The organism is Listeria grandensis (assembly GCF_014322885.1).
In the GTDB taxonomy this organism is placed as follows: Bacteria; Bacillota; Bacilli; order Lactobacillales; family Listeriaceae; genus Listeria_A; species Listeria_A grandensis.
On sequence record NZ_JAASUG010000001.1, the window covers coordinates 236228 to 262011 of the forward strand.

Sequence of the window (25784 nt, forward strand, 5' to 3'; positions counted from 1 at the left end):
AAAGTTTGTCTTACATCATGCCGCCCATACCGCCCATTCCCATATCAGGAACACCGCCACCAGCATTTTCGTCTGGATGGTCTGCAACGACCGCTTCTGTTGTAAGAAGAAGTGCTGCGACAGATGATGCGTTTTGTAATGCGGAACGGGTTACTTTAGTTGGATCGACAATGCCTGCTTCAATCATGTTTACCCATTCGCCGTTTGCTGCGTTAAAGCCTACGCCGATTTTTTCGTTTTTCAAGCGTTCTACGATAACGGAGCCTTCTAAGCCTGCGTTATGCGCGATTTGGCGGACTGGTTCTTCTAACGAGCGAAGAACGATTTTCACGCCTGTTGCCTCGTCGCCTGTTGCTTCGATGGCTGCGACTTTGTTGTACACGTTGACAAGGGCTGTACCACCACCGGATACGATTCCTTCTTCAACGGCTGCACGTGTAGAGTTCAGCGCGTCTTCAATGCGTAATTTGCGCTCTTGCAATTCGGTTTCTGTTGCTGCGCCGACTTTAACGACCGCAACGCCACCTGCTAATTTCGCAAGGCGTTCTTGTAGTTTCTCTTTGTCAAACTCGGATGTTGTTTCTTCCATTTGTGCACGTAATTGATTCACACGAGTCGAGATTTGTGCGCTGATTCCGGAACCTTCTACGATCGTCGTTGCTTCTTTTGTGACCATAACTTTGGCCGCGTTCCCGAGTTGCTCCATGGTTGTTGATTTCAGCTCTAGACCTAGCTCTTCCGTGATTACCTGGCCACCAGTTAGGACACTGATATCTTCTAGCATCGCTTTACGACGATCACCGAATCCTGGTGCTTTGACTGCGACAACATTAAATGTACCGCGTAATTTATTTAAAACGAGCGTTTGTTGCGCTTCGCCTTCTACGTCTTCTGCAATAATGAGCAGTGGGCGATTTTGCTGAACCACTTGCTCTAAAATTGGCAGGATTTCTTGCGTATTGTTGATTTTTTTGTCGGTGATTAAGATATATGGATTTTCCAAAACGGCTTCCATTTTGTCTGGATCTGTAACCATATAAGGGCTTGAGTAGCCACGGTCGAATTGCATACCTTCTACTACGTCCAGCTCTGTTGCGAAACCTTTGGATTCTTCAATCGTGATAACACCATCGTTACCAACACGTTCCATTGCTTCTGCGATTAGTTGACCAACTTCTTCGTCGCCTGATGAGATGGCAGCAACTTGGGCGATCGACTCTTTACCTTCAATTGGTTTAGAAATCGCTTTTAGTTCTGTAATCGCTGTGGCTACGGCGCGCTCGATTCCACGACGAATTCCAACTGGGTTAGCGCCAGCTGTAACGTTTTTTAAGCCTTCTTGAATCATTGCTTGCGCTAGAACTGTCGCTGTTGTTGTTCCGTCACCCGCAACGTCATTTGTTTTACTCGCAACTTCAGATACTAATTTAGCACCCATATTTTCAAAACGATCTTCTAGTTCGATTTCTTTTGCGATTGTTACGCCATCATTTGTGATAAGCGGCGAACCAAATTTCTTTTCCAGTACGACGTTACGTCCTTTAGGTCCTAAAGTTACTTTTACAGCGTTTGCTAATTGATCGACACCACGAAGCATTGCGCGGCGTGCGTCTTCACTAAATTTAATATCTTTTGCCATAATTTTATAGCCTCCTATATATTTGTTGTGGCTCTTACGAAGCGTCCTTTGCTGAATTAGAGCCTCAATATGCATGAGAACGCAGTGATCATGTAATCCACCAGTGGCCTGCTTACGCTATTCTCAGCTTAGCTTCCTTATTCCAGTCCAGCCTCAAGAGCCAACCTCTCGAAATTTTCCGTGCCTCCGCAAAAACCAAGTTCCGATTTTCACTGCGCCCCCACAAATCTTTTCGAGGATAACGGGCTCTTTCTGCTTCCTTATTTCACTACTGCAAGTATGTCCGATTCGCGTACAATCAAGTAATCTTTTCCGTCATATGTTACTTCTGTACCTGAGTATTTGGAGAAGATAATGTGATCTTGTTCTGCAACTTCTAGTGGCGCGATGTCGCCGTTATCTAGTACGCGGCCGCTTCCGACTGCTACGACTTTACCTTCTTGTGGCTTTTCTTGCGCCGAATCTGGTAGTACGATACCACTTGCCGTTTTCTCTTCTGCTTCCAAAACTTCGATAATAACGCGATCTCCTAATGGTTTTAACAATTAAAACAACCTCCTCAAGTCTATGTTTATGATTTTTAGCACTCTTGACATTAGAGTGCTAACCCACTTCCTATATTATAAAAAATGTAGCTAAAATGCAAGTATTTGCACCTAATTTTTTCTCCTTTGCGTGCCCTTTGTTGATTGTTGCGCGGATAATTAGTACAATGGAAAAGTATTTAATGAAAGTAGTGTTACCTATAATGGAAAGGTCGTGTTAGTTTTGAATAGACGTTATTGGTATGTACTACTTACATACTTTGCCGCGTATTTTTCGTCTTTAATTGGTGCTCCAATTGTGATGGGAATCCTGCGCGCGACGACAGAATTATCGGATAAACAAGTATTGACATACGCCTCTGTCTACTGGAGCGTATTTAGTAATCTAGTGGCTGTTGTTATTATTTGGTTGCTACTTCGGAAGCAACCACGGACAACTAAAATCGAAAAAGGGGAACCCGCGTCGATCGGAAAAAGTACCGCTTATGCCATACTAGGCTTTATCGCCCTATTGTTTGGTCAGTCAATCTGTGTATTTGTCATGAGCCAGTTTGGTATTACTGGTGAGTCCCCGAACACGGAAATGCTTGGAGAACTCGCTCGGGCTGTCCCGCTCATGATCGTGTTTACGTCAATCTTAGCGCCTATTTTAGAGGAGATTGTTTTCCGTAAAATTATTTTCGGTGGACTTGCTTCCCGTATGAATATTCATGTTGCTGCTGTAATTAGTTCGGTCTTCTTTGGTTTAATGCACATGGACCTGTCCTTTTTACTCGTGTACGTCGTAATCGCGCTGATTCTGTGCTATATTTATACGAAAACAAAACGAATTGCTGTACCAATTGCAGCGCATATGTTGATGAATGGTATCGCGATGCTTGGTCAGTTCTTAATCGGAGGCGGATCATGAAAAATCCATTAGCAATGCAAGGCCTTATTTATTTAGTGCTCGCTATTGTTTTTACCTACTTTGCGATAAGTCAGGTAAACATGAGCGGTTGGACATTTATGACATTTTTGATGATTGCGATGGCGACCGTGAATTTAGTGACTGGGATAAAATTTGTTCTAGTTGGCTTGACGAAAAAAAAAGAGTAGGGTAATTCCTGCTCTTTTTATATGCCTACATATTTAATTTCTGCTGGGCGCGGTTCGATTCGTGATGCGAAACGCTCAAGCTCCTGCTTTATTTCCGTTTGAAAACTTGCTTCTTCAAAATACGAAATGGTAAACAGTAAGATGTCTTTTTTCCATTCATATTTCCAAAGCCCCACTGCCCGGTTTCCAGCTATGATAATCGCTGAGCAGTGACCATTAACCGTCCAAGCGGATTTTCGCTGTGCTTCTGTCATAATCCATGTCGGATCTTTATAAGCGATGATCGACTGGTCAAACTTCCCTGTTAAAAATACTCGAGTTGCGTCTGTCGGAACTTGCTCGCCTTTTAGAGCAACATAGGATTCACCCTCTATTTCAAAAGTATCTAGCTCATCTGCTAAACAAAGTGTCGCGGCTTTGATCTCACCAGCGTTCAAACCACTCCAATGCCTGAAATCCTTCCATGTTGCTGGACCGTAACCACTCAAATAACGGCGGATTAAATGCTTCATCGCTTCCTGATTACGCACTGGATCGGATTCCCATTCTTCATAATTTCCCAACCTCATTCTATGACTATAATTTCTAATCCCATCGCTTGACGGCAATAAGTATAAACTTCCCTGTATCGCAGCCTGTGCAATAATTCCTGAGGTGACTTGTGAGGAATAATCCCCAATTATAGCCTCTAATTCTTTCCGACTGATGATTTCCTGCCGCCTTCCAAGCCTGTCCATTTCCGCTAAAATCGCCTCTAAATCAGCGCCTTCTTTTTGGCAAAGTCGGTGGACAATATTCGTTCTCGTGCCAAAAACACGATAGACCATTTCCCAGTCCTCTGCTAGAAATGTATGTAGCGTCAGTCGGTTTGCCCAGATTTTTATCACGCTTTTCTCTTCAAAAAATCGGCTTGCCTCTTCCCATGTCATAGCCACATGCTGTAACAAGTTCACAAGCGCTGGCTGATGGTTTTGCGACTGCAAGGCGATAGTTTGGTGCATGAAGCGGCTCGGGTCATCAAATTTTTCTACCATTCCGAGCTTCTGAAGCCTGATTTGTGTTATTTCATTTTGTGTCAACATGCTTATCCCTCCTGAATTCTGTGAAGTAAATTTTTCATTCGTTCTATTTTAACTTGAGGAAGGGCAAAATGGTACTGTAAGGCGATAAAATTCGATATCTCCTCAAATAAAGCGATCTCTTCCCACATCGCCTGCCAATTGGAAGCTAATGAGTAATCTGCAAAAATGGCTGCTAAACGTGTTGTGTCTGTCCAATTTTCGATTTTCCGACCTGAAAAAGATAGCTTCTGTCCCTTCAAACGTGCGCTTTCTTCCAGTAAAGGTAGCAAGTAATTCTCTCTAATACCAGCTTGGATTCCTTGCACAAACCAAATTTCTCCTCGTTTTAAGAATTTCGCAACGTAGTGTAATTCGAACCAAAATTCATTGACGATCCGGTCAAATTTGGCTTTTTCCATCCTTGCTCCGTTTTTTTCAGATATGCATTGTTTGATTTGTCCTGCCTGTGAATCTTTATCCAGCAAGATTTCGAGTTTTTCATAGTAAGGAAACGCTTTTTCAAGCAGTGAAACCGGCCAAAAGGAGAAATCTACTTTCACGCCGTTCCCAAAAATAACGAGCTGCGTGTTTATCATCCCTGCTGGCGTCTCCATCTGTAGTCGGTTTTCGATCAGCACTTCGCCAATATCGGCAAGCCAAGAGATTGTTTGCCCAAACGGAATTTCACCTTCATACCAAACGTTGATATCTAAATCTGATAATTCGTCAATGCCTTGTTGTTTCGCAAGGGATCCTTCCAGCACCAATGCTCGAACCTGCGCCTGTTCTTTCCCCCACGCCACAATCCTTTCCAATATCTTATGTCGCATCATAACGCCTCTCCAATCAAAAAGGCCAAACGCAATTGTCTGGCCAAGGTTTTCATTATTTATTTGGATAGTTTTCCAAGAAGTAAATCAGTGTTTGTAATTCAGTTGTCAAATCGATGTGATGCACGCGCACATGTTTTGGTACACTGATACGTGCTGGAGTAAAGTTTAAGATTCCTTTCACATCAGCTTCTAGCAAACGGTCGACCGTTGTTTGCGCCTCATCAGATGGTACTGTCAATATCACGACTTCGACTTTGTTTTCTTTTAGCAAATCTTGCATGTCATTTAAGTGATAAATTGGAATATCCTGCTGTACTGTTCCAACTTTATTCGCATCGACATCAAATGCCGCGACAATTTTTATATTATTATTTTTCATGAAATTGTAGTGTAATAGTGCAGTCCCTAAGTTACCGACCCCGATAATAGCTACGCTGGTTTGCTTGTCTTGACTCAGTGTTTTACTAAAGAAATCCAAAATATAGGACACATTGTAACCGTAACCTTTCTTACCAAGCGCTCCAAAATAGGAGAAATCACGGCGAATCGTTGCTGAGTCCACTTTCACGGCCTCGCTTAATTCTGCGGAGGATACTCGCTCCTTACCTGATTCGTGTAGATACTTTAAATAACGGTGGTACAGCGGCAAACGCTTTGCTGTGGCTTGTGGAATCTTGCCCGTTTCCTCGATCATGTTTGTTTCCCTTCTTCCTTTTGATTTTAAGTGGATAAAAAAGCAACTGGTGCTCCTTCTTCCTTGTGCTACTAAACATGCATTTACAACAAAAACGATTGCGCTAATTCTATCGTTGTTCATTTCACATGCTTGCTTATTCACTATAAACATTCCACATAAATTTCACAATGTTTTTGCTCAAAAAGTATGTTACTATTTTGTTACAACTCTTCCTATCTTCTATTATACAGCAAAATATACCAAATTGCTAACATTTTCACAATATAAAGTTTGTGAATTTTATTATCGTAAGCGTTTCCTTTCTCAGACCATTGCTTCTACGCTTGCTTTGCGATAAACTAGGAGGATATAGATATTTAAAGTTGAAGGGGTAAACAATATGATACTTTTACAAGTACAGCAGATTGTCAAGAATTTTGGCGCTGAAACGATATTAGAAAATATAAAATTAGAAGTACAAACGAATGACCGCATTGCGCTTGTGGGACGAAATGGTGCTGGGAAATCCACACTTTTGAAGATTATTGCTGGGCAGATTAGCTACGATGGTGGGACGATTTCCAAGCCTAAACATGTTCAAATTGGCTATTTAGCGCAGAACACAGGTCTTGAATCGACGAAAACAATATGGGCGGAGATGTTAACTGTTTTTACCGGCTTACAAGCGATGGAACAGGAATTACGTGGGCTAGAAGAACGGCTTGGTGATCCCGCAATTTATGAAAACAAAGACCAATATGAGCAGACGTTGCAAGAATATGATCAGCTACAACACACGTTTAAGGAACAAGGCGGTTACCAATACGAAGCCGACATCCGCTCTGTTTTGCATGGATTGCGTTTCTTCGAGGCAGATTATGAGAAATTGATTGAATCGCTCAGTGGTGGTCAGAAAACGCGGCTCGCATTGGCGAAATTACTTTTGGCGCGTCACGATATTTTAATTCTCGATGAGCCGACCAACCATTTGGATATTGCAACACTTTCGTGGCTAGAGACCTATTTGCAAAATTACAAAGGCGCCTTATTGATTGTATCGCATGACCGTTATTTTCTCGATAAAGTGGTAAATCAGGTGTATGAAATTAGCCGTACGCAGATTGATCGCTATGTCGGCAATTACTCCCGTTACCTCATTCAAAAACAGGCGAAGTTGGAACAACAGTGGAAAGAATTCGATAAACAACAAGATAAAATCGCAAAATTAGAAGATTTTGTAGCGCGAAATATCGTGCGTGCGTCGACAACTAAACGGGCACAAAGCAGGCGGAAACAGCTAGAAAAATTAGATCGTTTGGATCGACCGCAAGGCAGTGAAAAAACGGCACATTTTGGTTTTCAATTTGAGCGTGCTAGCGGTAAAGATGTCCTTTTTGTAGAGAATTTAGCGATTGGATATGCTGTCGATAAGCGGGTCTCTGAGAAATTGACGTTCGACATGAAGCGTCATGAGAGTATCGCGCTTGTTGGACCGAACGGGATTGGGAAATCGACTTTACTGAAAACGTTAATTGGCGACATTCCTGCCCTTTCTGGCGACTTCCGTTTCGGTACAAATGTTCAGATTGGTTACTATGATCAGGAGCAGGCAAAACTAAATTCGAATAAGTCCATTTTGCACGAGCTATGGGATGATTATCCAGAATTAGATGAGCAGACCATTCGTACGACGCTAGGTAATTTCTTATTCTCAGATGATGATGTTTTGAAAGTCGTTAATACGCTGAGCGGTGGCGAAAAGGCGCGTGTAGCGTTGGCTAAGCTGACCTTGATCGGCGCGAATCTACTGATTTTGGATGAACCGACGAACCATTTGGACATCGAGAGTAAGGAAGTTTTGGAGGCAGCGTTAATTGATTTTGAAGGGACGATTTTGTTCGTATCGCATGATCGGTATTTTATTAATCGGATTGCTTCTAAAATCGTGGAGATGTATCCCAATCACGCCCAGATTTATCTTGGGGATTACGATTATTATCAAGATAAATTAGCGGAGCAAAAAGAGCATGCTAGGCTTGATGCGGAACGAAAACAGCAAGAGAGCCCAGATGAAAAATCGCTAGCAACGAATAAACAGGCCTATCATTTGGATAAGGAACAGCAAAAAGTGATGCGTCAAAAGAAGCGAAAACTCGAGGAAATCGAGGCTAAAATGGAAGAATCGGACCTGAAGATTAGCGAAATAGAGCAAGAATTATTGGACCCAGTTGTATATCAAGATCATGAGGCGGCTTACGCTAGAACGGAGCAACTGGATTTGTTGAAGCAGCTGAGTGAAGATTTAATGGAAGAATGGGCACAACTGAGTGAGGAACTAGAAGAGTAACCGGCGAGAAACGTTTGTATTCAAGGGTTTTATCTCATTCTTCTGAAATAAAAAAATACGTATCGAAATGGTGAAAGTGCGTTTCCAGGTCATGGGAGCGCACTTTTTTATGTACAATATGAGATTTCGAAACCTATTACAATGCAAATCGAATGCATTCTTCTCCACCGTTTCTTGAAATCTCTTACCTTTTTCTACTTTATGGGGAACATATCATTCTTAGAGTTTTTTAGAGTCCTTCTTCATTCGCTACCGTTTATATTTCCAGTGCAGAAAAAATGACCTACAGTCATCCCATAAAGAGAAGATTTATAGATCATTTATCGGAATTTCTGTTACTTCATAATGTGCGAACTTCTTTATTTACTTGACCTGTTTGACTGTTCCTATTAGATACACTCATCCCAAATCGATAATAAAAAGTTATAAAAACCAACTTTTAGACAACTAAGTCATTCGCATACATAACCTATAGAACGGCTAATGCGTATTTCCTTATCATTCCCACTAGCCAAAATTCTATAGGTCCCGTTACAAAATTATATTTTACTATCTGACTAGCACTACTTTAAAACCTCTGCAGTTGTTTGACCACTAACAACGCCAGCAGTGAACGCTCTCACGATAAACCTATTGCCGATCGTTTGGAGCGGTGCCAGACCCGTCACATAAATGCGATATGTTCCATCCTCATTAATCTGACCGTTATGCAGGACAACACCGGCACTATCACATACAGCAATTCGCTCGGTTCCTACTCTTACCGTACCCGTGACATAGGCTTGACCCACTCGATATGGCGTTACTATTGGATTGGCTAAATCTTTCACTTCGCCTTCCGCGGCTTCACTTAATTGGCCAGACGCATCGGTTGCGACAACTTCAAATTTTTTCCCTGTTTCCTTGAGTGCGGCAATATCATTGGCATAGATGATGTATTTTCCATCTGCACTAATTGTGCCGACCCTCGCAAGTACACCATCAATCACTAGTGTAATCTTCACTGCACCTTTTGGTACCTCCCCGCGGATATATGTCACGTTCAGGTAATAATCCGAAATGGTTGGTGGCGCTAATTGGCCATTGATCACCGTGATGACGACTGGCTCACTCTCATCCGTGCTATCTAGCTGAGTAATCGTGAGTTTCGTTCCTACGACTTGTTTGGGAATGGTGACATCAAAATTACCATTCGTATCCACTTTCCCTGTTCCGATTTCAATCCCATTGACTTTAATCTTGATCGTAGCGTTGGGCGTTCCTTTTCCAGTCACTTTCGTGCTGTTAGTCGTCACAATATTGCTGTTACTCGGCTTGTCCAGCCCTCGAATGACGGTGGTTTCTGCTGCTACGCTACTTATACCATTTTTCGTTTGGGTGATGGCTAATTTTTCTCCTTCAATTTGTCTCAGGATGAGCACTTCAAAGTTACCCGTATTGTCAACGATCGTTGTTCCAGCGAGGATGCCTTCTACGGTTACTTGGACAGAAGCTCCTGAACTCCCTTTACCGGTTACTTTTACGCGGTCGCCAAGGATGATGGCGCGAAGGTTACTTGGCTTCGGTAAATCTATACCATAGCGAGCGCTATATTTGTACTCGCCTGATGACAAGGTTGCTCGTACTTGTACTACATTGCCACCGACTAATGCTGGGACTGTCGCTGACCAATTGCCTGTGACATCATCGGCTTTCACGGTTGTCACTGCTTCTATGGCTCCTGTCCAAATCGCAATACTTGCTCCTGGAGAAGCGGTTCCCGAAATACTTGTCATCCCATCTTTCAACTCCGAGGTCACCTCAGGATTCACTTGGTCTACAATCACCACGATAGGATCACTGACATCTATTCCCCCAATATCTTGTTCCTGTGTGACGGATAATCTTGTGCCGGCTTTTTGTTTAGGAATGACTACTTCAAAATCGCCTTTCGCGTCCACGAAGGCGTTCCCTATTTCTTTCCTACTTACTTTCACGCGAACCACTGCGCCCGGTGTTCCTTTTCCTTTTACGCTCGTGTTGTTGTATGTGACAGGACTGACTGTAGGCTCTTCAATGCCTTGAATAACATCTAGCGCAGAGTATTCAGAGTCACACATGGCGCCCTGCTCCGTAGTATTCTTTCGAACTACTTGCTTGAAGTACAATCTGCTTCCTTTTGGTGCTTTAGGAATATCTAGTATATAACTCCCATCTCTATTTACAGCTGCTTCTGTGACATAGTCAATAATCTCATCGCCATTTCTCCCATAGAGAGATAGTTCAATGAAAGCCCCCACCAATCCGTTCTTACCTATTACTTGAGTGCTATTCGTGGTAACCGGTATTATATCCTCTTTTTTGACAGCTGCTGGCGTCACTGTCACAAAATCAGCATTATGCCCATATATCGGTTCGTTGTAGATAATAAAGATCATGGAATCTCCTGGTTTTAATGGCAGAATATTCGCTTCCCAATAACCTTTACTATCCGGCATTATATCTCTGATTTGTCGTACATCAGTAGTAAATAGATTCGTCATCCTTATCCCTATTTCAACCCCTGGTTCGTTTGTTGTGCCCGATATCTTCGTACTCCCTAGCGAAACACCACCTGTAACTACTATATTCCATCCGGACTGCCTTAAGACTAACTCAGTTGATGGTCCTTTCGCTAAAAGAGGTCCTGCTGTATTTATACTAGGTATTTCTGCTGCCTCTACTGTTGGTGCTTGAGAGATCAGGCCAGCTACATTCAGAGATATACCGACTAAACCTGCCGCCATTAATAATCCAGCTATTATGTTTTTTATTTTCATTTCATACTCTTCCCCCATCTTTGTATATTTGTGTATAAAACAACCATGTCAAACCATTTTAATCACTATCTCCCTCCTTTATCTAGGAAAAGCTTTCAGAGTCATATGTTCTAACGGTTACTTTACATATGATATCCATCTGTTGCCATCTCCACTTCTTCACCACACCACTTATTATACGAGGTTACCTTATTTTAGTATGTAGATAAATTTCAGATATTATTTGATGAAATCGCCATAGGTAAACGCTTACTTTTTCATTTTTACAAAAAATGGATGACCATTCAAAAAAAGGCAAGGAACACAGTGAAAAGAACCACGAGCGACATTCATAACCTGGCGTTGTCAAGAAAAAGGAAACATAAAGAGAAGAGCAATTAAACATATTTTCTTTCCAATGCGACAGTAGAAAAGATTCCATCCACTTTTTGGTTTCGATGTTGGCATCATGGATAAGCTCTTTTTTAATATTTTGTAGAAAGATTCCATGAAAGTATTATCGTAGGGTTTCCTTTTCTGCTCTCATTTTAAAGGTACTTGTAGGATCCGGATTTTGATATATTTAGTGTTTTACAAGCTTTTGCGATCTGGAATTTCTCCTTATTTTAAATCGTGACACCTTATAGCTTCTTTTTGTTCAAGGACACCTGAAACGTTTTTAATATTGTGCATTAAAAAGCGCGCTCCCATGACCAGGAAACGCACTTTCACCATAGTATTCGTATTCTGAGAACCAACGATATAGCGTATTCGTGTCTACTTTATTATACCAGCTCCCCCAAAAGTTAGATTTTTTGGTCCAGCTTTTGGGAGTCTCTACAAAGCAGATTTTTGATACGTATTTTTTGCCTTATTAACTTCTTAAACCGCGCCCTTTTTCAATCAGATACCAGCATAGGGCATACAGTACTACAATGAAAAGAACAAGGATTGCTACAGACCACATAACAGAGATGTCTGTTGTTCCAAGAAAACCATATCGGAATCCTGAAACCATATAAACAATGGGGTTCACTTTTGAAACGGCTTGCCAAAATGGTGGTAACATGGAAATCGCATAAAAGACGCCGCCAAGATATGTTAATGGTTGCAAAACAAAGGTCGGTATTATCGATACATCATCAAAAGATTGAGCGAAAATACCATTCAATAAACCTGCTAACGAAAATAAAATAGCTGTCATGAAAAGAGTAATAATAACAAGCAACCATGAATGGACATGAAGTGGTACAAAAAATAGCGAAACCATCGTGACAAGTCCACCAACTAGAATACTCCTACCAAGCCCACCGAGGACAAAGCCCCAAATAATAACATGTGTTGGTACTGGAGCAATCAGTAATTCTTCAATATTTTTCTGAAACTTCTGCGAGAAAAAGGAAGAGGAGACATTGGAATAAGAACTGGTGATGACAGACATCATAATAAGTCCAGGTACGATAAATTCCATGTAGGAGAAGCCCCCTACTTGCCCGATTCGTCCCCCAATCAGGTTCCCAAAGATGACGAAGTATAGCGATGTGGTAATCACTGGTGGTACTAAGGTTTGTATCCAAATACGCATATAGCGGTTTGTTTCTTTTGCGGCCAAACTTTTTAAGGCTGTGAAATACAGATTAAACATTTTTCCCCTCCACTTGATGTGTGTCTTCTGTGATTTTCAGAAATAGCTCTTCCAATCTATTAGATTTGTTGCGCATGGAAAGCACTTTTATTCCTTGCTCGGTAAGCTGCTCAAATACCTCATTGATCCCCTGGTTGCGCTCGACTTCAACAGCTAGTGTTAGGTCATCTTCCATAACACTCGTATAACCTGTAATCTCAGGTGCTTTATCGAAAGGCGCTAAATCAAAAATAAAGGTTTCAAACTGCAGCTTCCCTAAAAGAGTTTTCATACTGGTATTTTCAATTAACTCGCCTGACTGGATGATTCCGATATTACGACAGAGCATTTCTGCTTCTTCTAGATAATGCGTAGTCAAAATAATGGTTGTGCCACCTTGATTGAGTTCTCTTAGATAAGTCCACATCTCACGTCTTAACTCGATGTCCACTCCTGCTGTTGGCTCGTCTAAAATAAGCAGACGCGGTTCATGCATCAGTGCGCGTGCAATCATGAGTCGGCGTTTCATCCCGCCAGAAAGCATTCGTGCGCGTACATCACGTTTTTCCCATAGGCCTGATTGTTTTAAATATTTTTCACTGCGTTTTAGCGCCTCTTTACGAGAAACGCCGTAATAGCCAGCTTGATTGACGACAATTTGTTGGACTGTTTCAAATGGATTAAAGTTGAACTCTTGCGGTACCAAGCCAATTTGCTGTTTTGCACGGACCAAATCTGTATCAAGATCGTAGTCAAAAACCTTCACTTTCCCTGATGTTTTATTAACCAGTGATGTGATAATTCCAATTGTCGTTGATTTTCCGGCACCATTTGGACCTAATAGTGCATAGAAATCTCCCTCTTCTACCGTTAGATTGATGCCACGCAATGCTTCCACACCCGTCGCATATATTTTTTTTAAGTCTGTTATTTCCAATGCATATGTCATTTAATAATTATCTCCTTACTCAAGGTATGATTCTGTAATTTATCATTTTTTTCTATCTCGTTTTTCCCTTCATGACTTTGGTAAGCATCCTCCTCTACACGCTTGGAAAGCAGTTGCACCATGGAGCTCATAAAGTCTCTTACAAAGTCTTCTCTCAAAGTATAGTAGTGCCATTGACTTTGTTTTGTCACCGAAATAATTCCCGCCTTTTCCAATGCTTTCATATGATGAGAAAGCGTCGGTTGCGTAAAATGAAAATGCGCCAATACATCGCAGCCACACAAACTACCATACGAAAGAAGATCAATGATTTTCATTCTATTAGGATCTGCCATCGCTTTTAACACCAATGAAGTTCTTTCATAGTTCATTTCTATTCCTCCTGTATATACATGGTTACCTATGTTGAATATAGATTAACATAAATGTAATGTCAAGTAGGACTATTATTGAAAAAGCCGTTATGCTTCACAACTACTTATAACAAGAACTAGCAGGCAAAACCATTGTGAGGTTTTACCTACTAATATTAATATCCTTCGACTATTCTCTTTCACGTATCTTGATCATTTTTTTATTCGATAAGTAAAGCGGGACATTTTCAATTTGGACGTCGCTGTACTCTAAACCAAACCAGTTTTCTGGTGATGTTGTGAAGCGCTTGATGAATAGTTTGCTCCTCATGATCGTCCGCTGCCAATTCGTTAGATCGGCCTCTGTGCTCAGCTCATCTTGGATAATGACAAAGCAGAAATCACCGAGGGATCTGCCTGGCTTTGCGGTATATTGACGTTTTTGCTGGGCGAGTTTGCCCTTACTAATCAAATCTTTTGCGATTTGGTGTAAGAAGACGTTGATGTCTTGTTCGACGCGGAAACCGAGTTTTAATTGGACGCGTACAACATGATCGGTATCAAAATCTTGGACGGTGTAGTAAGCGGCGTATGGGGCATCTACGACTTGGACATTCACGAACCAGTAGACATCCGCCCGCTTTGGTCGCTTATCAAGGATCGAAGCAACCACTTCATGCTCGACACGCGCCGGATTGCGACTGCTCGTTAGATATACTAGATTATGTGCAAATTTCGGGTAGGATAGGTCGCCTTTTAATTTGGTAAATGTCGGAATGTATTTTTTTAATGGCGCGCTTTTCACCAGTTTGGCTTTGATTTGGTAGCCGGTAAACCAGATGTACATGAGCGCCATGATTGCGACGGCCATGATGACAGCGACGAAGCCTCCGTGCATGAATTTCGCAGCGCTTGAGACGAAGAAGGCAAATTCTAAAACGCCAAATGTCAGTAAAATCCCTGTTGTCATGAGAACAGAACGCCCTTTCATGCGTAGGAATTGGAAAAGTAGAATGGTTGTCATCAGCATCGTCACTGTGATCGATAGTCCGTACGCGGCTTCCATGTGACTCGAGTCTTGGAAATAAAGCACAACACCGATACAGGCAATCCACAGAACCGTCGTGACTGTTGGGATATAGACTTGTCCTTTCGTTTCGGACGGATAGCGAATACCAAGTCGTGGCAATAAGTTAAGCGCAATAGCTTCGGAAACGAGCGTAAATGCGCCTGATATGAGAGACTGCGAGGCAATAATCGCTGCGAGTGTTGCAATTAATACGCCGTACAAAATGAACTGCTCTGGCATACTTTGAAAAAAGGGATTCACGAATGGGTCGTCGACGTTTTTCAAAGATAAGATCCAAGCGCCTTGTCCAAAGTAGTTGAGCAAGAGGCATATTTTGACGAATGGCCACGTGATGTAGATATTTTTGCGTCCAACGTGTCCTAAATCCGAATAGAGCGCTTCTGCCCCAGTGGTCGCCAGGAAAACGCTACCGAGGATGAGGAACCCGGCTTTATTTTGATCGCTAAAAAGGAGTTCCACTGCGTAATACGGCGAAAAAGCTCGGAAAATCGAGGGTTCGCCAAGTATATTAATAATGCCAAGGATTCCTAGAATCGAGAACCAAAGGAACATCGTAGGGCCAAAGATGCGACCAATAAACATCGTTCCGTAGCGCTGAATAAAGAAAATACCGCTAAGAATGATGATAACAATAGTAATGATTAGCGTCGTATTTCCAGTGAACAGGGCCTCGAAAGCAGGAATTTCTTCTAGTCCTTCAATCGCCGAGGTAACGGTAACCGCGGGGGTCAAGACGCCATCAGCAAGTAGCGCCGCACCACCAATCATCGCAGGAATCACCAGCCATTTTCCGCGTTTTCGTACTAAGGCATAGAGTGAAAATATGCCACCTTCGCCGTGATTATCGGCACGCAATGCAATGATTACATATTTGATTGTCGTCAATAGAGTAAGCGTCCAGAAAATAAGTGATAAAGATCCGATGATGTAGTCTTCGGATACGTGGTTTAAGCCGCCATTGCTCGCGACGATGGATTTCATCACGTAAAGTGGTGACGTCCCAATATCCCCATAAACGATGCCGAGAGTTCCAATCGCCAGGCCAATCCTTATTTTATCCTTCTTTTCCATAATATGTATCTCCTTTCGAAACAGGATTCAGCGTTGAACGTATTATACCACCATTTCTTCCAAAAAACGAATATAAAAACAGCGTGGCGACAAGGTCTTACTTTCGCCACCACACTGCGGTTTGTCGTATCTTTTTTTAATACGTATCTTCAAAAAGTAGGCCTGGATTTGCGTTCATCATCAAGTCACTTCGGCTTCCTTTTTCGTACATGATCGTTCCAGCGGCTGCTATCATCGCTGCGTTATCGCCACATAGGGACAGCGGCGGGATAATAAGTGTGACGTCTGGAAGCTCCGTAGCTACTTCTTGTATCAAACGCGCGCGAAGTCCTTGATTAGCCGCGACACCGCCTGCTAATAAGAGTTGTTTCACGCCATATTCTTTAGCAGCACGAATCGTTTTGGCAACAAGCACGTCCACCACACTCGCCTGAAAACTTGCTGCGAGGTCTGCCTCATTTAGCGGCTGCTCTTTTTGACGCAAATTATGAACGGTGTTGATAAAAGAGGATTTAAGTCCACTAAAACTAAAATCATAACTCGCATCGTCCATCATCGCACGCGGAAAATGGAAACTATCTTCTCCAGTCGCTGCCAACTTGTCGATTTGGACACCGCCTGGATAGGTTAGCCCTAAGGTTCGCGCTACTTTATCGTAGGCTTCTCCTGCTGCGTCATCTCGCGTTTCACCGATGATTTCAAACTTGCCGTGTTCGCGCATGATGACGAGCTCCGTATGACCGCCACTTACGACGAGCGACAAGAGCGGAAATTGCATTTCTCTGTCAAAACGGTTTGCATAGATGTGTCCTGCGATATGATGCACACCGATTAGCGGCTTATTATGAATAAACGCTAATGTTTTGGCTGCATTGACGCCGATTAGGAGTGCGCCAACAAGCCCTGGGCCTTCCGTTACGGCAATCGCGTCTATTTGCTTCATCGTGACGCCGGCCTGTGTTAATGCTTCTTCCAATACGATCGTGATTTGCTCGACGTGATGACGTGATGCAATTTCTGGTACAACACCACCGAAACGTTTATGGCTTTCGATTTGTGATGCCACCACATTGGATAACATTTCGGTTCCTCCGCGCACAACAGATACTGCTGTTTCATCACAGCTTGATTCAATTCCAAGTATTAAAGTTTCTTTTTTCATTCTAATTCCACCCACATAACTAGCGCATCTTCTCCATTATCCGGATAGTATTTTTTCCGAATCGCGCCATCTTTAAATCCAAATTTTTTATACAAATTCTGTGCTCTCGTGTTCGTCACCCGAACTTCAAGCGTCAAGCATACCATCTGTTTCGCTTTCGCTATCTGCACTAATTCTTGCAAAATTGCCTCACCGTATCCGTGCCCTTGCTGATCTGGATAAATGGCGACGTTCGTAATATGCCCCTCATCGATAATCATCCAAATCCCTGCGTAACCAATGATTTCCCCAGCTTTTTCGGCAACGATGTAGTGCGCGTAATCATTCATATGAAATTCATTGCGAAACGCGTCCTCACTCCAAGGAGATGTAAAAACGGCTCGTTCAATTCGTAGCAAATGCTTGATATCTGCGGCACTTGCCTCTCTAAATGTGAGCTCACACATCTTGATTCGCCTCAAGCCACTTGCTTTCTGCCTCCGCGAGTTTCAAATATGTCGGCACAAATGTATGTGCTGGAACACCCGTGTCCAAATGCGCCAGTTCTCCGAGGAAAGCCGGGCGCGGATAGCAGAGTGCTTCTCCTGCCAAAACAGCTCTTTCACCAAGCGCCATCTTGATTTCTGTTTTGAAATTTGCGATGGAATCTCCGATGAGTAATACATCCTGTGCGTCTTTTTCCGCCAAGTTCATTAGTAATTCCGCAAAGCTAAGATGTGCATCTGCCTGTTTCACTATTACCGTCTCGCCGTTCGCTTCATAAATCCCAGCGTAGACATTCCCACGACGCGCATCCATCACTGGCACCACAAGTCCATCAAAAAAACGACCATTTTGCGCCATCAAAGCCAAACTAGAAACTCCTACCAACGGAATTTTCAAATCCCAAGCCATTGTTTTTGCTACTGTCACACCGATTCGCAAACCCGTATACGACCCCGGACCTTGCGCCACTGCAATTTTATCCAAGTCTTGCGGCGTCAAATCGCACACCTTCATCAACTCAGCAATCGCTGGCAGTAAACGGATGCTGTGATTTTTTTTCAAATTAGTCACGATTTCACCGATTACCGACTGATCGCGCCATAAACTAACGCCTAACGTATCATTAGACGTATCCATACCTAATATAATCATCCTTTTAAAACCTCCGAACAAAGTGTCTCATATCGCGCTCCAACAGGCTCCATCACGATTTCGCGTTCATGCTCTGATCGATGTTGCAACGTGATCCGTAAAAATGACTCCGGCAAATCTTCGGTGATAAAATGTGCCCATTCAACGACCGATACGCCACTTCCTTGGAAATATTCATCCAAACCAAGATCATCCTGAGCATCCTCTAACCTGTATACATCCATATGGTAAAGCGGTAACCGCCCTTTCGTATACTCCCGAACAATCGTGAACGTCGGGCTCTTCACCATTTGCGGGATCTCCAAGCCTTCCGCGAGTCCCTTCGTAAACGTGGTTTTGCCAGCGCCAAGATCCCCTTCTAAAAGAATCACATCACCGGCTTGCAAACGTTCACCGATCTGCTTGGCGATTTCACGTGTCTTAGCCTCATTATTCGTTTCTATTTTATAAGTCATAGCCTCACCTTTTTTATCATTTTCTGTACATATCATACCATAAATGCCGTTCGATGGTTAGTAGGAGTGTTTCAAGTAGCTTTTGAATTGTGTCTAAAAAGACATAATAATTTATCGAAAACGTAAAGTATTGCAATTTTTTTAAAAGTCGCAAAATGATATGATTTACATGTAAGCAAAATTTCTTGCTTACCGAGATATACTATCCCTAAGGAGGAAAACAAAACAATGATGATCAAAAAAATTGGGGTCGCAACTGCCACATTAGTGATGTGCGCAAGTTTGCCAGTACAAACATATGTGATGGCTGCTGAAAATTCACAAAGTTACACAACAAAAGCAGAAAACAAATTAAAAGGGTTACAAACAACAAGTAATAATAAAGTATTCTCTGACTTAACAGACTACTTCTCTGTTGTCCCTGGAAAATCCTCAACCATTGATAAAAACGTTGTAACATTAACAACAAATAAAGCTAATCAAGTCGGAGGATTATGGTCGGATGCAAATAACAAGATTGACTTGACTAAAAATTTCCATTTAGAGGCAGAACTGTACATGGGGGATAACTCCAATGGCGCAGACGGTATGGCCTTTGTTATGCAAAATGATCCAAGAGGGAGTAATGCGATCGCTGCTTCTGGTGGAGCTTTGGGGCTCTATACTAACTCTTACATCAAAAATGCATTGGCGATAGAATTCGATACGTATATTAACGATGATACAGCATCTGCATCGGCATGGGATAAAGGTATTAATCCTAGAAACGAGCACATGGCTATTACAGTTCCTAGTGCAGACTCAGTCATTCAGCACAATGCACTAAACGTTTTACCGAATGGTACGTATTTTGAAGATGGACAAAAACATCCACTTATCATCGATTGGGATGCAGGAACGAAGACCTTGAGCTACAGCTATATTGGTTACACCGGTAGCTATCAAGTCGATGATTTACAAGCTACATTTGGTGGCAATGAAGTGCAATTTGGCTTTGTAGGCTCAACCGGAGATAAAAGTAACCTCCAAGAGCTAACGATTACACAACTTCAAGTAAACGGCATCTCCCCTGAAATAAACTTAGAAATCGATGACAAAAAAGGCAATAATAACGGAAAAGCAGAACCTTCTGAAACCGTAAGCGTGCAAAATACGATTTCCAACACAACAACAGATGCCACAGATTTTACCATGCAATATGGTGTTGATATGGATGCTTTCTTTGACGCTAATACCGTTTCTAACATCGAATTAAAACGAAATGATGGCCAAACTTACACCGTGACAAAAGAGCAACTGCTGAGCCATCAAGTAGCATTACCGTTTGCTGATCCATCGAATACGTTTACGTTGACTTATGATGTGCAAGTGAAGTCAGATGCCGCGCCAAAAGGAACGGCTATGAAAATTAGCGGTACCGGAAAAATCAACGGCGTGAAATATATATCGGAGGGCTCCATTTTATTAGCGATCCCAGGACAATCTCCGGTTATCACAGCCACCGATCAGTCCTTAAAAAAAGGCAAAACCTTCGATGTCATGGCAGACGTTTCGGCGACAGACTTTGAAGATGGGGACGTAAGCAGCAAGATTCAAGTGACCGAGAATAATGTGGACACGTCGAAAGTAGGCACATATCACGTGACATATAGTGTGACGGATAACGATGATAACACCACGACGAAAACCATCACAGTGACCGTTACCGGTGGCCCAGCACCAGTCATTACCGCCACGGATACAACGCTTAAAAAAGGCGGGATCTTTGATGTTATGGCTGGAGTTTCGGCGACAAGTCAAGAAGATGGCAATTTAACAAGTCAAATCACGATTACGGCGAATGATGTGGATACGTCGAACGTCGGGACGTATCATGTGACGTATAGCGTGACGGATAGTGATGATAATGTGGTAACGAAGACGGTGACCGTGACGGTGACGAGTAATGATGCACCGGTGATTTCAGCGGCAAATAAGACCGTGAAAAAGGGTGGTACACTGGATTTGGAAGCCGGGGTGAGCGCGACGGATACGGAAGATGGTAATCTGACGAGTCAAATCACGATCACGGCCAATGATGTGGACACGTCGAAAGTGGGAACGTATCATGTGACGTATAGCGTGACGGATTCTGACGGCAACACGACGACCAAAACGATTACGGTGACAGTGACGAGTAATGATGCACCAGTGATTTCAGCGGCGAATAAGACCGTGAAAAAAGGCGGCACACTGGATTTGGAAGCCGGGGTGAGCGCGGCGGATACAGAGGATGGTAATCTGACAAGGCAAATCACGATTACGGCCAATGATGTGGATACGTCGAGAGTGGGAACGTATCATGTGACGTATAGCGTGACGGATTCGGATGGCAACACAACAACGAAGACGATTACCGTGACGGTGACCAGCAACGATGCACCAGTTATCCAAGCGTCCAACATCACGATGCGTGTCAATAAAGCCTTCGACGTTAACAATGCCGTGACGGCGAGCGATACAGAAGATGGCGATATCACTAGCAGAATCCAAGTCACAGCGAACGATGTCAATGTAGCCAAAGCAGGCGTGTATCATGTGACGTACAGTGTGACGGATTCGGACAATAACACGACGACGAAAACGATTACCGTGACCGTGTTAACGGATGACGCGCCGATTTTGACAACGAATGATGTGTATTTGAAAGTGGGCGACACGTTTGAACCACTGGCAGGTATTACCGCAAATGACACCGAAGATGGCAACCTCACGAATAAGATCAAGGTAGAGACGAACACGGTAGACATGACACAAGCGGGCACGTATGCTGTTTCTTATAGCGTGACAGATGCTGATGGCAATGAAACCACGATCCAACGCCACATCTATGTCCGCACGAACGACAAACCAGTGATCCACGCGACAGACCAAACATTCAAGGCTGGTCGCACTTTCGATCCGATGGCAGGCATGTCCGCAAGCGACATAGAAGACGGCGATGTGACAGGAGACGTGACGATTACAGCGAATGACGTCGATGCGACTCAAGCAGGCACTTACCACGTGACTTACAGCGTGAAGGACAGCGACAACAACGTAACGACGAAAACGATCACGGTGACCGTTTTAACCAATGAAAAACCAGTCATCACGGCAAGCGATATCACGCAAAAAGCCCATCGTGCCATCGATCCAATGGCGGATGTTTCCGCGGCAGACCTCGAAGATGGTGACGTGACAGCCAACGTGAAAATCATCGCGAATGATGTCAATATCGATGTGCCCGGCGAGTACCATATCACATACAGTGTCCTCGATTCCGACGGCAATACCACAGAAAAAACGGTGACCGTGACGATTCTCAGCAATGAGAACCCCGTCGTAACTGGGCAAGATAGCAGTTTCAAAGCAGGTCGCACGTTTGACCCAATGGCCGGTATCACAGCAAGCGACACCGAAGATGGCGATCTCACAGCAAGTATCCAAGTGGTCGCGAACGACGTGAATCCAGATGTTGCCGGTGTGTATCATGTGACGTATCGTGTGACCGACTCTGATAGCAACACGACAGAAGTGACCTACACGGTGACTGTATTAAGCAATGAGAAGCCAGTGATCCACGCGAGCGACCAAGCGATTGCTTTTGGGACGCCGTTTGATCCAATGGCAGGCGTCAGTGCAAGCGATGTCGAAGATGAGGATCTCACAGGTAGCATCACGATTATATCCAACGATGTGAATCCGAACGTCGCGGGGATTTACCACGTGACGTACAGTGTTATCGATTCCGATGGCAATGAAACGCAGATCACGATTACCGTCCTTGTCGGGGCGCAACCCGTAGCTCCAGTCGTTCCAACTACGCCCGTCGTGGCACCAGTGACTCCAACGGCACCCGCTGTTCCAAGTAAACCAGCACCAGCGCAAACCATCCAAGCTGTGGCAATGCCGACAGACCAAGCATTACCAAAAACAGGCGATAATGACGTCGCGAAAACACTTGCCCTCGGCGGTTTCCTAACAGCCCTTGGCGCAATGTTCTTGCGTAGAAAGAAATAAGAGAACACAAAGAAGCGGATGCCCATCTAGACGGCGTCCGCTTTTTTTGTTCATAGTATTTTCTCCGTTAGCTCAAGATATCTCTTTTTCTAATTTGCTTTATAACTACATATGCGATGAGTAAGCCTACCATTGCGCCTGAAAAATCGAGTAGAACATCCTGAACAAGCGGTGTTCGACCACCAGTTAGCATTTGGTGAAACTCATCCATTGCTGCGTAACCAAGCGGTATCCCTGCACTGAGTGAGATAACTAGCCACGTTCTTTTTATAAATGCACTGAAGCCCATAAATAAACTAAAACCAAGTAAGGCATATGAGAAGAAATGCGCCCCTTTTCGGATAAAGAATTCAATGAAAGAACTATAACCTTTCGCTGCGATACTAATCTCTGAACCAGCATAGTGGAAAGATATAGCAGATAATTGTTGTTCAAACGGCTTATTGGCAAGCAATTTATCTAAACTAGATGTTAAAGATTGTTCCTCATACGTTTGTGAAGACGATACAAATAAGATAATAATAATCGTCAATGCTATGCCTATAAATAACCAAGATAATCTTTGTTGCAAAAATGCCACTTCCTCTAAGTTTTTTTCTAATTCTAGCACATTAAGATTAAAATTAAATGAAAGGCTCCACTTTATTCAAAAAAGCCAGACAAAAAAACATCTGGCACTGCATAGATTTCACTTATATGAAAGTCAAAACGACTGTTTTCACCCCGTAATAATTTTCTCTTTCGGCAGTCTAATCGCGTTCTTCGGCTCATTTTTGCGGCGGAAGGATAACATCATGTACATAATCCCCACCCGACCGATAAACATGAGTAGAATAATAACAATCTTACCGATATTGCTCAAATCACTCGTCAATCCCATCGATAAGCCACATGTTCCAAACGCGGAGAGGACTTCAACAATGATCGCCATCAGTTCCGCCTGTTCGGTATAGCCTAAGATAGTGATAGCGCCAATGCACAGAAGTGATGCAAAAATAGCAACAGCCAACGCTTTGCGAACATCTTCCTGGTACAATTCACGACCAAAAATATAAATATGATTACGTCCGCGAATCACGGAATATAGGAACAAAATCGTAATCGCAAACGTCGTTGTTCGAATTCCTCCACCCACAGAACTCGGAGATGCACCGATGAACATCAGTCCTGAAACAACGAGTAGCGTCGGATCAGTAAGCGCGGATGTATCAATCGTTGAAAGCCCTGCACTTCTAGATGTCGCCGATAGGAACATCGAGTTAAAAAAGCCTTCATCGAGTGAGGTTCCTTTAAAATAGTGCTGGCTTTCCATCGCCCAAATAAGCAAGCCACCAATGACAAGTAAACCCATGTATGTCACTGTGGTTACTTTTACAAACAATGAGAATCGGAATGGAATCAACGTGTTTTTTTCAAATAGGAAACGGCGGGCTTCGATAAGAACCGGAAACCCTATTCCACCTGAAATAATGAGCAGAATCGTGATGAATTGGACGAAATAATCGTTGACAAATGGCGTCAAAGAGTAACCCGTTATGTCCACACCTGCATTTGTCACCGCTGAAACCGAGTTAAACAGGCCTTGGAACATTGCCTCGCCAACATCTCCATTGTAAAACGGAATGAAATAAATACCCAGAATCAGACCACCAACAATCTGGATTCCGAAAATCAACACGAGGATTTCGCGTAGCATCCGCACCATCCCACTCATTGAAAACTGATTCGTATCCGTCATGATTAACTGCCGTTGCCGCAAGCCCACGCGTCTTTTTAGAACGAGGTAGAAGAACGTACTAAGCATCATCACACCGAGTCCGCCGACTTGGAAGATGCCCATTAGCACCCAAATACCTGCACGGCTGTAGGACTCACCAACATTGACGGAAGCAAGCCCAGTCACACTCACAGAACTAGCCGCGGTAAAAAGCGTATCGATGAACGGTATTTTGACACCAGGTTTTTGCGTAAATGGCATGCTTAATAGTGCAGTCGCAAATGTAATCGATAGAAAGTAGAACGCAATAATGACTTGGATTGGCGTTAGCCTAGACATCCGTGCGCGCATTCTACCCCGCCGCGTGTTGCCACCGATCATATAGTTATCCCTTTTGTTTTTCTTTTTTTCTAGCAATGATATAACCACCTAAACCAAGTGTAATCATGACGACCCAAAAGGTGATTTCCCACCCCGGTGAATCAGGAAAACTCTCTGGTAAAATGCCTACTTGTGGGTTAGCCAGTGCAATGACGGCCATTTTCACCCCAACCCAGCCAACGATTAAGAAAGCTGCTGTTTCTAATGTAGGGTAACGCTCGAGTAACTTGACAACTTGTGTTGCGGCAAAACGAATCACGATCAATCCCGCCAAACCACCAAGGAACATGACGATAAACTGACCTGCACTCATGCCGCCAATTTCGTATGTGCCCAGCTTTGGTAACGTGACAACCAAGGCGGCAGCGGCTAACATCGAATCTAGTGCGAAAGCAATATCCGTTAACTCTACACGCGCCACAGTTCCCCAGAAAGAGGTTGGTTTTGGTTCTTTGTCTGTCGCTTCCTCTTTCGCCTTGCCTTTTCGCTTATCCCAAATATGCTTGATCGCGAGGTAAAGTAAGTAAATAGCACCAATCGCTTGTATTTCCCAAAAATTAACTAAGTATGAAATAATCAGCATTGCAATCAGACGGAATACAAACGCACCGACTAAGCCGTAAAACAGGGCCTTGCGTTGCTGTTCATGCGGTAGTTTTTTTACGATAACGGCCATGACGACCGCATTATCTGCTGAAAGTACGCCTTCTAATACGACTAAAATTAAGAAGACCCAGAGGTACTCTCCCCAAATCGAAATATCCATTTTCACCCCACCATTTCTTTACTCTCCACTTTAACATATTTACCGCCCTATTTGCCATTCTT

The 25784-nt window shown here is 43.2% G+C and carries 21 protein-coding genes; 4 read left to right on the forward strand and 17 right to left on the reverse strand.

Features of this window, described 5'->3' with window-relative positions:
- Positions 1-10 precede the first annotated feature (10 nt).
- Positions 11-1639, reverse strand: coding sequence for a chaperonin GroEL (gene groL / locus HCJ54_RS01050; protein ID WP_187136305.1), 1629 nt, complete (start codon positions 1637-1639; stop codon positions 11-13).
- Positions 1640-1899: 260 nt separating this feature from the next.
- Positions 1900-2184, reverse strand: a complete 285-nt coding sequence (gene groES, locus HCJ54_RS01055; protein WP_036064020.1) for a co-chaperone GroES — start codon at positions 2182-2184, stop codon at positions 1900-1902.
- A gap of 223 nt (positions 2185-2407) precedes the next feature.
- On the opposite strand from groES, the gene HCJ54_RS01060 reads away from it, so the two are divergent.
- Both HCJ54_RS01060 and HCJ54_RS01065 read left to right on the forward strand, forming a co-directional pair.
- Positions 2408-3094, forward strand: a complete 687-nt coding sequence (locus HCJ54_RS01060; RefSeq protein ID WP_244966867.1) for a CPBP family intramembrane glutamic endopeptidase — start codon at positions 2408-2410, stop codon at positions 3092-3094.
- Positions 3091-3282: a YdiK family protein gene (locus tag HCJ54_RS01065; protein ID WP_185411364.1), complete on the forward strand. Its 192-nt coding sequence runs from the start codon at positions 3091-3093 to the stop codon at positions 3280-3282. The genes HCJ54_RS01060 and HCJ54_RS01065 overlap by 4 nt, the downstream gene beginning before the upstream one ends.
- A 17-nt stretch (positions 3283-3299) precedes the next feature.
- Here the strand turns inward: HCJ54_RS01065 and HCJ54_RS01070 are convergent, their stop codons facing one another.
- From HCJ54_RS01070 to HCJ54_RS01080, 3 genes are read right to left on the reverse strand one after another with little or no spacing between them, the layout of a single operon-like run.
- Positions 3300-4364, reverse strand: a complete 1065-nt coding sequence (locus tag HCJ54_RS01070; RefSeq protein ID WP_187136306.1) for a DNA glycosylase AlkZ-like family protein — start codon at positions 4362-4364, stop codon at positions 3300-3302.
- Between the two features lie 2 nt (positions 4365-4366).
- Positions 4367-5176, reverse strand: a complete 810-nt coding sequence (locus tag HCJ54_RS01075; RefSeq protein WP_187136307.1) for an aminoglycoside 6-adenylyltransferase — start codon at positions 5174-5176, stop codon at positions 4367-4369.
- Positions 5177-5228: 52 nt separating this feature from the next.
- Positions 5229-5870, reverse strand: coding sequence for a redox-sensing transcriptional repressor Rex (locus HCJ54_RS01080; RefSeq protein ID WP_187136308.1), 642 nt, complete (start codon positions 5868-5870; stop codon positions 5229-5231).
- Positions 5871-6252: 382 nt separating this feature from the next.
- Here HCJ54_RS01080 and HCJ54_RS01085 point away from each other — a divergent pair, with 382 nt between their 5' ends.
- Positions 6253-8199, forward strand: a complete 1947-nt coding sequence (locus HCJ54_RS01085; RefSeq protein ID WP_187136309.1) for an ABC-F family ATP-binding cassette domain-containing protein — start codon at positions 6253-6255, stop codon at positions 8197-8199.
- A gap of 563 nt (positions 8200-8762) precedes the next feature.
- Here the strand turns inward: HCJ54_RS01085 and HCJ54_RS01090 are convergent.
- From HCJ54_RS01090 to tsaE, 9 genes are all read right to left on the reverse strand, one after another.
- Positions 8763-10997 carry an Ig-like domain-containing protein gene (locus tag HCJ54_RS01090; RefSeq protein WP_187136310.1) on the reverse strand — a complete coding sequence of 745 codons (2235 nt, stop codon included), beginning with the start codon at positions 10995-10997 and terminating at the stop codon, positions 8763-8765.
- 853 nt (positions 10998-11850) lie between these two features.
- The gene (locus HCJ54_RS01095; protein WP_185411353.1) at positions 11851-12621 is read right to left on the reverse strand and encodes an ABC transporter permease; all 771 of its coding nucleotides are present in this window, start codon (positions 12619-12621) and stop codon (positions 11851-11853) included.
- Positions 12614-13549, reverse strand: coding sequence for an ABC transporter ATP-binding protein (locus HCJ54_RS01100; RefSeq protein WP_185411351.1), 936 nt, complete (start codon positions 13547-13549; stop codon positions 12614-12616). Before HCJ54_RS01100 ends, HCJ54_RS01095 begins: the two co-directional genes overlap by 8 nt.
- Positions 13546-13920, reverse strand: a complete 375-nt coding sequence (locus tag HCJ54_RS01105; RefSeq protein WP_187136311.1) for an ArsR/SmtB family transcription factor — start codon at positions 13918-13920, stop codon at positions 13546-13548. The genes HCJ54_RS01100 and HCJ54_RS01105 overlap by 4 nt, the downstream gene beginning before the upstream one ends.
- A gap of 172 nt (positions 13921-14092) precedes the next feature.
- Positions 14093-16063, reverse strand: a complete 1971-nt coding sequence (locus HCJ54_RS01110) for a KUP/HAK/KT family potassium transporter (RefSeq protein ID WP_187136312.1) — start codon at positions 16061-16063, stop codon at positions 14093-14095.
- 136 nt (positions 16064-16199) lie between these two features.
- Positions 16200-17225, reverse strand: coding sequence for a tRNA (adenosine(37)-N6)-threonylcarbamoyltransferase complex transferase subunit TsaD (gene tsaD / locus HCJ54_RS01115; RefSeq protein WP_187136313.1), 1026 nt, complete (start codon positions 17223-17225; stop codon positions 16200-16202).
- The gene (rimI, locus tag HCJ54_RS01120) at positions 17222-17671 is read right to left on the reverse strand and encodes a ribosomal protein S18-alanine N-acetyltransferase (RefSeq protein ID WP_187136314.1); all 450 of its coding nucleotides are present in this window, start codon (positions 17669-17671) and stop codon (positions 17222-17224) included. The genes tsaD and rimI overlap by 4 nt, the downstream gene beginning before the upstream one ends.
- Positions 17664-18359 (reverse strand): tRNA (adenosine(37)-N6)-threonylcarbamoyltransferase complex dimerization subunit type 1 TsaB, encoded by a 696-nt coding sequence (tsaB, locus tag HCJ54_RS01125; RefSeq protein ID WP_187136536.1) that lies wholly within the window; start codon positions 18357-18359, stop codon positions 17664-17666. The genes rimI and tsaB overlap by 8 nt, the downstream gene beginning before the upstream one ends.
- The gene (gene tsaE, locus HCJ54_RS01130) at positions 18359-18817 is read right to left on the reverse strand and encodes a tRNA (adenosine(37)-N6)-threonylcarbamoyltransferase complex ATPase subunit type 1 TsaE (protein WP_036063996.1); all 459 of its coding nucleotides are present in this window, start codon (positions 18815-18817) and stop codon (positions 18359-18361) included. Before tsaE ends, tsaB begins: the two co-directional genes overlap by 1 nt.
- A 228-nt stretch (positions 18818-19045) precedes the next feature.
- Between tsaE and HCJ54_RS01135 the strand changes: the two genes are divergently transcribed.
- Positions 19046-22858 carry an immunoglobulin-like domain-containing protein gene (locus tag HCJ54_RS01135; RefSeq protein WP_187136315.1) on the forward strand — a complete coding sequence of 1271 codons (3813 nt, stop codon included), beginning with the start codon at positions 19046-19048 and terminating at the stop codon, positions 22856-22858.
- A gap of 67 nt (positions 22859-22925) precedes the next feature.
- Here HCJ54_RS01135 and HCJ54_RS01140 read toward each other — a convergent pair whose 3' ends face one another.
- The 3 genes from HCJ54_RS01140 to HCJ54_RS01150 all read right to left on the reverse strand — a co-directional run bounded on the left by HCJ54_RS01140 (position 22926) and on the right by HCJ54_RS01150 (position 25722).
- Entirely contained in the window at positions 22926-23429 is a 504-nt protein-coding gene (locus HCJ54_RS01140) for a VanZ family protein (RefSeq protein WP_187136316.1), read from the reverse strand.
- Between the two features lie 147 nt (positions 23430-23576).
- On the reverse strand, positions 23577-24914 hold the full coding sequence (locus HCJ54_RS01145) for a TrkH family potassium uptake protein (protein ID WP_036066242.1): 1338 nt from the start codon (positions 24912-24914) through the stop codon (positions 23577-23579).
- A 46-nt stretch (positions 24915-24960) separates the two neighbouring features.
- Positions 24961-25722 carry a TerC family protein gene (locus HCJ54_RS01150; RefSeq protein ID WP_187136317.1) on the reverse strand — a complete coding sequence of 254 codons (762 nt, stop codon included), beginning with the start codon at positions 25720-25722 and terminating at the stop codon, positions 24961-24963.
- Positions 25723-25784 lie beyond the last annotated feature (62 nt).

Coding starts and splice junctions, on each gene's coding strand:
- groL (WP_187136305.1), bottom strand. CDS start 1,639: ATGGCAAAAGATATTAAATTTAGTGAAGACGCACGCCGCGCAATGCTT.
- HCJ54_RS01065 (WP_185411364.1), top strand. CDS start 3,091: ATGAAAAATCCATTAGCAATGCAAGGCCTTATTTATTTAGTGCTCGCT.
- HCJ54_RS01070 (WP_187136306.1), bottom strand. CDS start 4,364: ATGTTGACACAAAATGAAATAACACAAATCAGGCTTCAGAAGCTCGGA.
- HCJ54_RS01075 (WP_187136307.1), bottom strand. CDS start 5,176: ATGATGCGACATAAGATATTGGAAAGGATTGTGGCGTGGGGGAAAGAA.
- HCJ54_RS01080 (WP_187136308.1), bottom strand. CDS start 5,870: ATGATCGAGGAAACGGGCAAGATTCCACAAGCCACAGCAAAGCGTTTG.
- HCJ54_RS01085 (WP_187136309.1), top strand. CDS start 6,253: ATGATACTTTTACAAGTACAGCAGATTGTCAAGAATTTTGGCGCTGAA.
- HCJ54_RS01090 (WP_187136310.1), bottom strand. CDS start 10,997: ATGAAAATAAAAAACATAATAGCTGGATTATTAATGGCGGCAGGTTTA.
- HCJ54_RS01095 (WP_185411353.1), bottom strand. CDS start 12,621: ATGTTTAATCTGTATTTCACAGCCTTAAAAAGTTTGGCCGCAAAAGAA.
- HCJ54_RS01100 (WP_185411351.1), bottom strand. CDS start 13,549: ATGACATATGCATTGGAAATAACAGACTTAAAAAAAATATATGCGACG.
- HCJ54_RS01105 (WP_187136311.1), bottom strand. CDS start 13,920: ATGAACTATGAAAGAACTTCATTGGTGTTAAAAGCGATGGCAGATCCT.
- HCJ54_RS01110 (WP_187136312.1), bottom strand. CDS start 16,063: ATGGAAAAGAAGGATAAAATAAGGATTGGCCTGGCGATTGGAACTCTC.
- tsaD (WP_187136313.1), bottom strand. CDS start 17,225: ATGAAAAAAGAAACTTTAATACTTGGAATTGAATCAAGCTGTGATGAA.
- rimI (WP_187136314.1), bottom strand. CDS start 17,671: ATGTGTGAGCTCACATTTAGAGAGGCAAGTGCCGCAGATATCAAGCAT.
- tsaE (WP_036063996.1), bottom strand. CDS start 18,817: ATGACTTATAAAATAGAAACGAATAATGAGGCTAAGACACGTGAAATC.
- HCJ54_RS01135 (WP_187136315.1), top strand. CDS start 19,046: ATGATGATCAAAAAAATTGGGGTCGCAACTGCCACATTAGTGATGTGC.
- HCJ54_RS01145 (WP_036066242.1), bottom strand. CDS start 24,914: ATGTCTAGGCTAACGCCAATCCAAGTCATTATTGCGTTCTACTTTCTA.
- HCJ54_RS01150 (WP_187136317.1), bottom strand. CDS start 25,722: ATGGATATTTCGATTTGGGGAGAGTACCTCTGGGTCTTCTTAATTTTA.